General features: G+C 70.1%; 9 protein-coding genes. 5 read left to right on the forward strand and 4 right to left on the reverse strand.

All coding sequences use genetic code 11. The features are described from left to right. The first annotated feature begins 101 nt into the window (after positions 1 to 101). The 3 genes from ITJ57_RS00535 to ITJ57_RS00545 all read left to right on the forward strand — a co-directional run bounded on the left by ITJ57_RS00535 (position 102) and on the right by ITJ57_RS00545 (position 4,251). Positions 102 to 1,514, forward strand: a complete 1,413-nt coding sequence (locus ITJ57_RS00535; protein ID WP_194668385.1) for an aminopeptidase P family protein — start codon at positions 102 to 104, stop codon at positions 1,512 to 1,514. Positions 1,515 to 1,605: 91 nt separating this feature from the next. After that, complete coding sequence (locus tag ITJ57_RS00540) at positions 1,606 to 3,084, forward strand: SulP family inorganic anion transporter (RefSeq protein ID WP_194670228.1); 1,479 nt, start codon at positions 1,606 to 1,608, stop codon at positions 3,082 to 3,084. 66 nt (positions 3,085 to 3,150) lie between these two features. After that, the gene (locus tag ITJ57_RS00545) at positions 3,151 to 4,251 is read left to right on the forward strand and encodes an NYN domain-containing protein (protein ID WP_194668386.1); all 1,101 of its coding nucleotides are present in this window, start codon (positions 3,151 to 3,153) and stop codon (positions 4,249 to 4,251) included. 91 nt (positions 4,252 to 4,342) lie between these two features. Here ITJ57_RS00545 and ITJ57_RS00550 read toward each other — a convergent pair whose 3' ends face one another. Then, positions 4,343 to 5,626 (reverse strand): M18 family aminopeptidase, encoded by a 1,284-nt coding sequence (locus tag ITJ57_RS00550; protein WP_194668387.1) that lies wholly within the window; start codon positions 5,624 to 5,626, stop codon positions 4,343 to 4,345. 64 nt (positions 5,627 to 5,690) lie between these two features. Between ITJ57_RS00550 and ITJ57_RS00555 the strand changes: the two genes are divergently transcribed. Continuing rightward, a complete protein-coding gene (locus tag ITJ57_RS00555; protein WP_370582100.1) occupies positions 5,691 to 7,052 on the forward strand; it encodes an LssY C-terminal domain-containing protein in 1,362 nt (453 codons plus the stop codon). Beyond that, positions 7,049 to 7,555 (forward strand): DUF2809 domain-containing protein, encoded by a 507-nt coding sequence (locus ITJ57_RS00560; protein ID WP_194668388.1) that lies wholly within the window; start codon positions 7,049 to 7,051, stop codon positions 7,553 to 7,555. Before ITJ57_RS00555 ends, ITJ57_RS00560 begins: the two co-directional genes overlap by 4 nt. A 6-nt stretch (positions 7,556 to 7,561) precedes the next feature. On the opposite strand, the gene ITJ57_RS00565 is transcribed toward ITJ57_RS00560, so the two are convergent. The 3 genes from ITJ57_RS00565 to ITJ57_RS00575 all read right to left on the reverse strand — a co-directional run bounded on the left by ITJ57_RS00565 (position 7,562) and on the right by ITJ57_RS00575 (position 11,153). Beyond that, positions 7,562 to 8,785 carry a DUF429 domain-containing protein gene (locus tag ITJ57_RS00565; protein WP_370582101.1) on the reverse strand — a complete coding sequence of 408 codons (1,224 nt, stop codon included), beginning with the start codon at positions 8,783 to 8,785 and terminating at the stop codon, positions 7,562 to 7,564. A 122-nt stretch (positions 8,786 to 8,907) separates the two neighbouring features. Next, on the reverse strand, positions 8,908 to 10,389 hold the full coding sequence (locus ITJ57_RS19220) for a S1C family serine protease (RefSeq protein ID WP_228506405.1): 1,482 nt from the start codon (positions 10,387 to 10,389) through the stop codon (positions 8,908 to 8,910). Positions 10,390 to 10,571: 182 nt separating this feature from the next. Then, complete coding sequence (locus tag ITJ57_RS00575) at positions 10,572 to 11,153, reverse strand: TetR/AcrR family transcriptional regulator (protein WP_370582102.1); 582 nt, start codon at positions 11,151 to 11,153, stop codon at positions 10,572 to 10,574. Positions 11,154 to 11,229 lie beyond the last annotated feature (76 nt).

Here is an 11,229-nt window from a genome sequence, read left to right on the forward strand (position 1 = left end):
TTCGGGACGAATCGTCGGTTCGGGCGGACCGGACAGGATGTTCCGCTGCGTGGCATCGTGCCGCCTTGACGCCGTCCACGCACGGTGGCTAACTGATCTCCATGTGTCCAGACAGCTTCGCCTTCCGCGACCCCCGCACGCAGCCACTCCCCCAGGACGACGCCTTCCGGGACTTCCTGGCGAGCGGCTGGGGCGAGGTCGACCGCTCCGTCGACCTCGCGGACGGTGCCGGTGCGGCCGCCGGACGACACCGCGCGATCGTCGGAGACCAGTTCGCCGGTCGTTGGATCGTGGTCACCGCAGGACGCGCCGTCACCCGCGCGAACGACACCGAGTTCCCGTTCCGGCCGGACAGTGACTTCGCGTGGTTGACGTCCTGTCAGGCCGAGGGCGCCGTCCTGATCATGCGCCCGACCGCCGGCGGTCATGACGCGACGCTGTACCTGCCGGAGCCCGTCGGCCCCGGTGAAGAGGCGTTCTACGCGGACGCCATGCGCGGCGAGCTCTGGATCGGCCCGTCCGCCGGACTCCGGCAGTGGGCCGAGGCACTCGAGGTCGAGGTGCGGTCCCTGGAGGCCCTGGACGAGGCGCTGGCGCTCGTTCCGAGCGAGGCCGCCAGGGCGGGAGCCGCAGAACCCCGCGTCGACGGTCGCTTCGGCGCCTCCCGCGAACTGCTCGTCGCCCTGTCCGCGGCGAAGCTCGTCAAGGACGACTGGGAGATCGCGCAGCTGCGGGCGGCGGTGGACGCGACGGTCGGCGGGTTCCGCTCGGTCGTGCACGAGCTGCCCGCCGCGATCGACTTCGGTGGCGAACGCTGGCTGCAGTCGACCTTCGAACGCCATGCCCGCACCTTCGGGAACGGCGTCGGCTACTCAACCATCATCGGTAGCGGCCCCCACGCCCCCACGCTGCACTGGACCCGCTGCGACGGGCCGGTACTGCCCGAGCACCTCATCCTCATGGACGCCGGGGTCGAGGCCCGATCGCTCTACACCGCGGACGTCACGCGCACCTTCCCGGCCGGCGGGACGTTCACCGCGGCCCAGCGCGAGGTGCACGACCACGTGGAACGCGCCCACCGGGCCGCCATGGCCCAGGTCGGCCCGGGACGCTCGTTCCTCGAGATGCGCAACACCGCATACGAGCACATCGCGACGAGCCTCGTCGAGCTCGGGATCCTGCAGGTCTCGGTCGACGAGGCGATGTCCCCGAACGGCCAGCAGCATCGGCGCTACCTGCCGAGCGGCACCGGGCACCACCTCGGTCTCGACGTCCACGACTGCGCCCGCATCGGTGACGAGCGGTACCTCGACGAGCCGTTGCAGCCGGGAGCGGTGCTGACCGTCGAGCCCGGACTGTACTTCCACGCGAACGACCTGACGGTCCCACCCGAGCTGCGCGGGATCGGGGTCCGCATCGAGGACGACCTGCTCGTGACGCCGACGGGCCACGAGGTGCTCTCGTCGGCACTGCCGATCAGCGCGGACGGGCTGGAGGCCTGGCTGCGGAGCTGATCCCTCCCTCCCGCTCCCCGGACATGCGAGCGGCGGCCGATGGCGTTCCGAACGCGCCTAGGCTGGCACGGTGACTCAGCCCGACGCCCCCATGCGCACCGCCGTCCGCCCGAGCCCCGGTGTCATCGCGACCCTGCGCAACCCGAAGGCGTTCAGCGTCGAGATCCTCGCGGGGATCGTGACGACGCTCGCGCTCATCCCCGAGGTCATCTCCTTCTCGATCATCGCCGGCGTCGACCCCAAGGTCAGCCTCATCGCCTCCGTGGTCCTCGCGATCTCGATGTCGATCCTCGGCGGCCGCCCGGCCATGATCACGGCCGCCGCCGGAGCCGTCGCGCTCGTGGTCGCGCCACTCGTGAAGGAGCAGGGTGTCGAGTACCTGCTGCCCGCGGTCGTCCTCGCCGGGCTCATCCAGATCCTCTTCGGCGTCACCGGGCTCTCGCGGCTCATGCGCTTCATCCCCCGCTCCGTGATGATCGGCTTCGTCAACGCGCTCGGCATCCTGATCTTCGTCGCCCAGGTGCCCCACCTGCTCGGCGTCCCGTGGCTCGTGTACCCGCTCTTCGTCATCACGGTGCTCATCGTGCTCCTCCTGCCGAAGCTCACCACGGCGGTCCCCGCGCCGCTCGTCGCGATCGTCGTGGTCACCGCGATCACGATGATCGCCCACGCGGCCGTGCCGACCGTCGGTGACCAGGGCGACGTCTCCGGCGGGCTGCCCGGCCTCACCGCACTCCTCGTCCCGGTGAACCTGGAGACGCTCGGGATCATCTGGCCGACCGCCCTCAGCGTCGCGTTCGTGGGACTCATGGAGACGCTGCTCACGGCGAAGCTCGTCGACGACATCACGGACACGACGTCGTCGAAGGGGCGCGAGTCGTGGGCGCTCGGTGTCGCCAACATCCTCGCCGGTTGGTACGGCGGGATCGCCGGGTGCGCCATGATCGGTCAGACCGTCGTCAACGTGAAGCTCGGTCGGGCCAGGACCCGGATCTCCACCTTCGTCGCCGGGATCTTCCTCCTCCTGCTCGTGACCGCCCTCAGCCCGGTGATGGCGCAGATCCCGATGGTCGCCCTCGCCGCGGTCATGATGATCGTCGCGATCAAGACCGTCAACTGGCACAGCGTGCGCCCGGCGACCCTGCGACGGATGCCGATCCCCGAGACGCTCGTCATGGTCGTGACCGTCGCCGTCGTGGTGGTCACGCACAACCTCGCGATCGGTGTGGCGGCAGGTGCGGTGCTCGCCATGGTGCTGTTCGCCCGTCGGGTCGCCCATGTCATCCGGGTCCGGCGGGTGCCGTCGGAGGACGGCACCTCGGTGCGGTACACCGTGATCGGCCCGCTGTTCTTCGGGAGCAGCAACGACCTCGTCGAGCAGTTCGACTACGCCGCGGACCCGGCGGAGGTGGTCGTCGACTTCACCGCCTCCCAGATCTGGGACGCCTCGAGCGTCGCCGTCCTCGACTCCGTGCAGGAGAAATACGCCGAGCACGGCAAACAGGTCGTGTTCACCGGCCTCGACGAGCGCAGCTCGGCCTTCCACGGGAAGCTCACCGGCCACCTCTGAGCCAGGGGGCCTGTCAGGACGGCTCCGGAGTCGCCGATTCGCAGGGCGTCGGAGGATGATGGGGGTATGGCAGAAACCGGAACGCCCAGAGTCGCGGTCTACATCGACTTCGACAACATCGTCATCTCGCGCTACAACCAGCTCTACGGGAAGGCGGCGTTCAGCCGCGATCGCGCACGCTCCCACGTGCCGTCCACCGCACCGGAGGGCGACGAGATCTCCGAGCGTCTCCAGGCGGCCCGCGTCGACGTCGGTGCGATCCTCGACTACACCTCCTCGTTCGGCAACATCGTCATCAGCCGCTCGTACGCCGACTGGTCGGAGCCTGTCAACTCGGCCTACCAGAAGGACCTCGTCGACCGCGCCGTCGACCTCACCCAGATGTTCCCGACGACCAAGGCGATGAAGAACGGCGCGGACATCCGCCTCGCGGTCGACGTCGTCGAGGATCTCTTCCGTCTGCCGGACCTCACGCACATCGTCATCGTCGCGGGTGACTCCGACTACATCTCCCTCGCCCAGCGCTGCCGCCGTCTCGGACGTCACGTGATCGGCATCGGCGTGGCCGGCGCGACGAGCCGCGCCCTCATGGCCGCATGCGACGAGTTCTCGGACTACGACGACCTGCCGGGCATCGTCCGCCCCGTCGTCAGCAGGACGCCGCGCACCCCTGCCGCCGTCGACACCACCACGTCCGGTGCCAAGGCGGAGACCCCCGCTGAGGAGACCCCGAAGTCAGCATCGAAGTCCGGTGGGCGTCGACGCGCCTCCTCCGCGCCGGCCGCGGCGCCCGATGCGCCCGCGACGCAGGCACCGCCTCGGATCGGCGGCCTGTTCACCGAACCCGTCTTCAGCCACCGCGAGGCCGACGACCTGGACGACGCGGACGAGGAGACGGCCGACCCGTCCGGACCCGACGCCCAGCGAGCGGCGACCGAACTGCTGGTCCGCGCGCTCCGCCTCGTCCACGCGAAGAACGACGACGAGGACTGGCTGCTGAACGCCGAGGTGAAGAACCAGATGATCCGGATGGATCCGGCGTTCAAGGAGAAGCCGCTCGGCCACCGCTCGTTCAGCGACTTCATCAACTCACGCTCGGACCTCGTCGAGGTCAACCCCGACGCGAGCCCCGACGGGCGACGACTGCGGTTGCGCGAACTGGGCTGAGCCCGGCCCCGCAGTAGGAGATCAGCGGCACAGGAGGACCGACCGTCGAACGGCCTCCTGCTCCCAGGTCGATCTCCTGCTGCGGCGCGGCTCAGGCGCCTCGGAAGAACGCCTGGACCGCCGCGCTCAGGGCGGTCGGGTCGTCGATGTGGCACAGCTCGCGTGCGGAGTGCATCGACAGCAGAGGCGTCCCGACGTCGACCGTCCGGATACCGAGTCGCGTCGCGGTGAGCGGGCCGATGGTCGATCCGCAGGGCACCGTGTTGTTCGACACGAAGTCCTGCGAGGTCACTCCGGCCGCGGCGCAGCTCCGCGCCCACAGTGCCGCCCCGAGGGCGTCCGTGGCGTAGCGCTGGTTGGCGTTGATCTTGAGGAGCGGCCCTCCACCGGCGATCGGCCGGTTCGCGGGGTCATGGCGCTCGGGGTAGTTGGGGTGGATCGCGTGGCCGGCGTCCGCCGACAGGCACCACGACCCCGCATAGGCCTGCAGTCGCTCGCTGGTCGTCGCTCCCAGGCCGGCGCCGATCCGGGTGAGGACGTCATCGAGGAACGGACCGCTGGCGCCGGAGGTGGAGGCCGAACCGAGTTCCTCGTGGTCGAACGCGGCGAAGACCGTGATGTGGTCGGCTTCCGCCGTCGCTCCCCCGTCGCTCGCGGCCAACAACGCCGCGAGTCCCGCGTGGACCGAGGTCAGATTGTCCATGCGCCCGGCGGCGAACAGCTGGCCGTCGAGGCCGAACCGGCGCGGCTCCTGCGTGTCGGCGACGAGCACGTCGTACCCCGCGATCGCGGTGGTGTCGATGCCTGCGATCGCCGCCAGATGCGCGAGGACGTCCGCGTGGGCGAGGTCACCGACCCCGTAGACCGGCTGCAGGTGGCGTTGGCGGTCGAGGACGAGGCCGTCGTTGACCGCGCGGTCGAGGTGGATGGCGAGCTGTGGAATGCGCAGGAACGGCCCGGTGCGCACGAGGTGGACGCTGCCGTCGAGCGTCACGAGTCGACCGGCCAGCTCCAGCTCGCGGTCGAGCCAGGAGTTGAGGAGCGGGCCGCCGTAGACCTCCACGCCGGCTTGCAGCCACGCGTGCGCACCGATGGTCGGCTTCGGCTTCAGCTTGAAGCTCGGCGAATCCGTGTGGGAGCCGAGGATCCGGAACGGCGAGGTCGGGGTGGCACCTTCCGGCTGCACCCAGGCGATGATCGCTCCCTCGCGTTCGACGAAGAACCGGCCACCGCCGCCATCCCAGGATCCGGTTTCGAGCCTGCGGGTGAACCCGGCCGCCTCCAGCCGCCGCGCACTCTCCGCGACCGCGTGATACGAGGTCGGCGAGGCGACGATGAAATCGGCGAGATCGGTGATGTGCGCGACGGAATCCATGCCTCCATCCTCCCACCAGCCGGTGCGCCGGACGCGGTGAGCCGCGAGGCCCTACCCTGGACGGGTGACGAAGACCGGGACGCTCCTCGGGCCCGCCAGCGGCCTGTCCGAGGATCGACGCGGGCGCATCGCGCGCATCGTCGACGGCTGGTTCTTCGCCTTCGGAACAGCCGCGGCCGTCTTCCTCGCCTACGTCCTGCTGACGGAGGCCTTCGCCCGCGGGTGGGCCCAGGCCTGGTTCATCCTCGTCATCTACCTCGTCATCGCCTACCTGATCCTGCCGCGGCTGCACACGGTGCTCTCGCGCGTCTACCTGCCCGACTACTTCATCGGACGCACACGCACCCGAGAGGGCATCCTCGGCGACCCCGTCAACCTCGGGTTCCGCGGCAGCGAGGAACAGGTCCACACGGCGATGCTGCGGGCCGGATGGACCCTCGCCGATGACCTCAGCCTCCGCGCCGACCTGCGGATCGTGTCGTCCACCCTGACGCGACGCAGCTATCCGGAGGCTCCCGTCTCCTCCCTGTACCTGTTCGGCCGTCCGCAGGCGTTCTGCTACCAGCAGGAGGTCGACGGCAGCCCGGGCAAGCGGCACCACGTCCGGTTCTGGCCGACCCCTAAGGGCTGGCTGCTCCCCGGCGGGTACCAGGCCGACTGGCTGGCGGCCGGGACCTACGACCGCTCGGTCGGTATCAGCGTCTTCACGCTCCAGGTCACCCACCGCATCGCCGACGACGTGGACGACGAACGCGACCACATCGTCGGATCGATCGAGGGCGCCGGGGTCGGTGCCTCCACCTCCGTGATCGAGAACTTCTCGACGGGGTACCACTCGCGCAACGGTGGTGGCGACGCGATCATGACGGACGGTGACCTCCCGATCGTCGACCTCACCGCCGTCGTCGTCCCGGCGACCGCGACGCTCCCTCCGGCCGACGCCCCACCGACCCGCTCACTCATCCGAGCGGGGGAACCGCGCCCGCTCGACACCACCGTCGGCGTCCTGCTCATGGTCGTCGCGTCGTTGTCGTCGATCCTCTCCGGCGTCCTCCTCGTCACCGACTCGAAGCACGTGATGGCCGAGGCGACCGCGACCGTCACCACGGCGGACGATGCCGTCCTGGTGCCGTGGGTCGTCGGGTTCGTCATCGGCCTGTCCGCAGCCGTGACGTTGAGCTATCTGGTGCTCGCCTGGCGGGTCCACCTCGGCGGCAACCTGGCACGCCTGCTCGCCATGGCCTTCAGTTCCACCTCGATCGCCACCCTGACCGCGACCTACCTCGCGGGCGCCGGCGGCCTCACCCTGCAGACCAACCTGATCGGCTTCGCCGTCGACTGCTCCATCATCCTCGCCCTCTCAGGAACCGAGGCCCGTGACTGGGCCCGTGGGCGACAACGACGCACGAGAAGGACCAGAGCATGAGCGACCTCCCGGAGCCGAACCCTGACGGGCCGCGGCCGGCGACCTCCCTGAAGCGGGCACTCCTGCTCGGTGCCGCCATCGTGACGATCGTCGCCGGGCTGACCGTGCACTGGTCGGTCACCGCCGTCTGGGCCAACCCGGTCACGAACGCCCTCTACACCGTGCTCGTCGCCCTGCTGCTGGCGTTCGCGGCGCCACGGCTCCCGCTGTGGCAGGTCGCCATCGGCGCGTTCGGGTTCTCCGCGGCGATCGAATGCTTCCAGGCGACCGGCGTCCCGGCGGCATTGGCGGATCAGTGGGCGCCGTCGGCCCTGCTGCTCGGCACGACCTTCATCCCCACGGACTTCATCTCGTACGCCCTCGGTGCGGCGGCGTTCCTGTTCCTGTCGCTCGCGATCTCCCTCGCGATCCGGTGGATCCGCACCGACCTCCTTGAACGTCGGGCGCGCGCCGAGCGCGAAGCCCGTCGATCAGAGAGCCGTTCGGATCTCGATCCGGTCTGAGGCGCGTCAGCCCCGCGTCGACTCGCCGTACTGCACGGCCTCGAGGTCGAAGACGGCCTCGGCGAGTGCCGAGCGCGCTGCCTCGAACGCCACGTCGTCGGCGTCCGCGGTCACCCGGGCGTGTTCGAGGTGCCAGGTCGCGCTCCGCAGGAGGTCCACCGTGGTCGGGGCCGGGGAGGGCGCCCGGGTCGAGCCGGACGGCTGGCCCTCGGCGGCGGTTGAGCCGGCGGCGCCGCCCTCGACGAACTCGATCGCATCCGCTGTGGGCGTCTCGGTCTTTGAGTATGCCTGCTTGTTCATATGTCCTTCGGGTGTCGTCGACTGCGGTTCTGCGCGGGCTGGGTCGTGCGCGATTGCACTGGTTTCACGGGGGAGTGAGGCTGGTGGCTCGTATGCATTCGGCGGAATGTGATCCGGATGCCGTTGTTCGAGCCGCGCCATCGCGAGCAGGGTCGGGACGCGCCCCTGGCCATCCGGCGCGTCCGTGGCACCGAGGATCTGGAACCGCTCCAGGCCGTGTTCGCCCCAGGACGAAGCCGTCCAGGCACAGAGGGCGGCGTCGATGAGGTCCTCACGATGTTTGTGTGCGGTCTCCTTCGTCGGGGAGGGTACGTCCAGGAGGAGCGTGGTCACCGGATGCGAGCGCAGCAGCAGCGGGGGGCTGGCGGTCGCCAGGCGGTCGAGTCGCTCGATCAGGTCATCGCACACGTCAGCGCGCCCCTGCCGTCGCTCGGTCACCGGGAGCGAAGCGTCGAGCTTCTTGTAGCGCGGACGTGCTTCGGTGTAGCCGAGTTCCTCAGCACCGACGAGGGTCGTGTGCGGGTACGCCTCGAAGAAGACGATGTCCCCTTCGGCAGGTGTGCTCAGGCCGTCGAAGTAGTGCAGCCCGGCTGCCTCGAGCGCTCGGAACAAGGCCACGCCACCGAGTGCCGGGAGGCCGAGGTTCGACGGGTAGGCGGAGACCTGCCAGCGGCCGTAACGCTGCCCGACCTCCCGCTCGCAGAGGCGCATGCCTGTGGCGTTCTCGACGAGCAGGGGCGCGTCGACCGCGATGACCGATCCGGGTTCGGCGGTCGCGAGGATCCACGAGACCACCGCGTCGATACCGATGGCCCAACCGGCGTCGATCACCGTCCCGGTCTCGTCGATGCAGACGACGCCCGACTCGTTCGCCACCCGCCGCTCGGTCCCCTCGCCCCAGGCGAGGTCGACTCCGAGGTAGCGGGTCACGGGCGGATCCTTCCGGTGGACGCGGCGGGCACCGCGGACCCGAGCCTACTGGCCGAGCGCCGTCGGCTCCTCCGATCCGGCGGCGGGCCGGATCGGAGGAGCCGAGCAGCTGGACGGTCTCGTCAGGCGACCGGGCCCTCGATCAGTGCGATGTCGGCCGTCTGGCTCGCGCCGGCGGGTGTCGTCCACGTGATCGTGACCGTCTGACCGGGCTCGAGCGAGGCCATGGTCGCGGTGAGGGTCTGCGCGGAGTCGATGGGCGTCCCGTTCAGCCCGGTGATGACGTCGCCCGCGGCGAGACCCACCGAGGCGGCGGGTGTGTTCTCGATCACCGATCCGACGACGGCGCCCGTGCCGGCCTGCGCCGCACCGTCCGCGGCCGAGCTCAGCCCGATACCGATGAAGGCGGGGTAGCCGATCGAGACCGTCTGGGTCTCGACGCCGCTGCGGATCTGATCGACGATCGACAGCGCATCGTCGATCGGGATCGCGAAGCCGTCGATGTCCGTGCCACCGGAGGACGCCGCAGTGTCGATCCCGACGACCTCACCCTCCGCGTCGTACAGCGGGCCGCCGGAGTCTCCGGCCTGGATGTCCGCGTCGGTCTGGATCAAGCCCGTGAGTTGCTTGCCGGCACCCGTCGTCTCGTCCTGCACGGTGATGTCCTGGTCGAGCGCGGTGACCGATCCGTCGGCGGCACTCGGGGTGCCGCCCGTCCCGCCCGCATTGCCCACGCCGGTGACCGCGTCGCCGACGGCCGCTCCTCCGTCATCGTCGATCGTCACGGTGTCGAGCCCTGCGGCGCCGTCGAGTTGCAGGAGCGCGACGTCGTCCGTGGCATCCGTCCCGATCACGCGTGCCGTGTACTGCTGACCCGTGCTGACGACCGTGACCACGATGCTGGTCGCTCCCGCGACGACATGGTTGTTCGTCAGGATCTGGCCGTCGGCCGTGAGGACCATCCCGGTGCCGGCGGCGGCGGCACCCTGGTAGCCGAGCTCGGTCTCGATGTCGACGACACCGACCGATTCGGCCGCGGTCGCGCTCCTGGTGTCCGCGGTGGCCGCGTCCGGGGTCGCCTGCTGCTCGGGCGGGGTGAGACCACCCGGCGCCCGGAAGCTCTGACCGCTCTCGTCGGGCACCGTCTCGGCCACCTGCGAGGACGCTGCGACGCTGTGGAAGGCGCCCGCTGCCAGGGAGGCGATGCCCAGCCCGCCGGTGACGAGGGAGACGACGGTCGCTGCGGTCGCGGCCGCGATGATCCAGCCGATCGGCTGCTGCTTCGCCGCCGTCGGCTGCTGCTTCGCCGCCGTCGGCGGCTGCGGCAGGGTCTGCGCCGTGTGCGGCAGGGGAGGAGTGACGGAGCCGCCGCCGAAGCGCTGGTGCGGCGCCGTGGCGTACCCGTACGGGGTCGTGTCGGTCCACGGCCGAACGGGTCCGGCTGTGTTCCCCGGGTATCCGGGTGGGGGAGTGACATCGGTGCCCGGGGCCGGCTGGTACGAACCGGTCGGCTGCTCGTAGGCGGGGGTTGTGGTGGTCGGGTCTGCGGTGGCGGGGTCGGTCGTATCGGGTTCCGGGGTGTCCGGGCCTGCGGTGTTCGTCATGGAGGTTCCTCTCGGCGGCGAGTGCTGAGATCATCTGACTCCTGCTACCCGAGGGAATCGTCACCTGGGGCCATGAGCCGCCTTTGAGGTTCCCGACCGTTCACCGGGTGTGGTTTGTGTACAGCCTGAGAGAGGGCGCCCTGCGCATTCGGAGCACGGGAGCCAGGTGACGCGCCGCGCCATCAGGACCGGGACAGCAAGGCCTCGAGCGCGGGTCGAGCCTCGGCCTCCGAGATGTGACCGGCGACGACGAGCTCGGCCAAGCCGTGCACCGTCGCCCAGACCGCCGTGGTGAGGGCGGCGAGGACCTCGTCCGGCGCATCGGGCGCGAGGGACGCGGTGGTCTCGGCGAGGATCCCTTCGACCGCGGTGATGAGCGGCGTCATCGCCTCGCTCGGCGCGCCCGGAGCACAGACGTCCGGGTCGTAGATGACGCGGAACCGTTCGGGATGGTGGGCTGCGTACGCCACATAGCTCGCGCCGACCTGGATGGCGATCTCCTGCGGCGTGCCCGCGGCAGCGGCCGCCCGCTCTGCGCGCATCGACTCCAGAAGTTCTGACATCGACCGTTCACTCAAGCGCTTCAGCAGCGCCGTCCGGTCGCCGAAGTGATGGTACGGCGCGTTGTGACTGACGCCGGCACGGCGGGCGACCTCGCGCAGGCTCAGCGAGACGTGTCCCTGTGTCCGCATGAGGTCGAGCGCAGCGTCTTCCAGCACGGGTCCGAGGTTGCCGTGGTGATAGGCCGTCGTCGATCTTGACACAAGCAACATCGTACCCGTACGGTCGAACCCGTACCGATGTGGGCAGTGTCCAGATTCTGGACACTGTCAAAACCTA

The sequence above is a fragment of the Plantibacter sp. VKM Ac-2880 genome (assembly GCF_015351235.1).
Lineage (GTDB): Bacteria > Actinomycetota > Actinomycetes > Actinomycetales > Microbacteriaceae > Plantibacter.

Bases quoted from the DNA above. Each gene is read 5' to 3' on its own strand.
- ITJ57_RS00550 (WP_194668387.1), bottom strand. From the start codon at position 5,626: ATGGATTCCGTCGCGCACATCACCGATCTCGCCGATTTCATCGTCGCC.
- ITJ57_RS00560 (WP_194668388.1), top strand. From the start codon at position 7,049: ATGAGCGACCTCCCGGAGCCGAACCCTGACGGGCCGCGGCCGGCGACC.
- ITJ57_RS00540 (WP_194670228.1), top strand. From the start codon at position 1,606: ATGCGCACCGCCGTCCGCCCGAGCCCCGGTGTCATCGCGACCCTGCGC.
- ITJ57_RS00535 (WP_194668385.1), top strand. From the start codon at position 102: ATGTGTCCAGACAGCTTCGCCTTCCGCGACCCCCGCACGCAGCCACTC.
- ITJ57_RS19220 (WP_228506405.1), bottom strand. From the start codon at position 10,389: ATGACGAACACCGCAGGCCCGGACACCCCGGAACCCGATACGACCGAC.
- ITJ57_RS00545 (WP_194668386.1), top strand. From the start codon at position 3,151: ATGGCAGAAACCGGAACGCCCAGAGTCGCGGTCTACATCGACTTCGAC.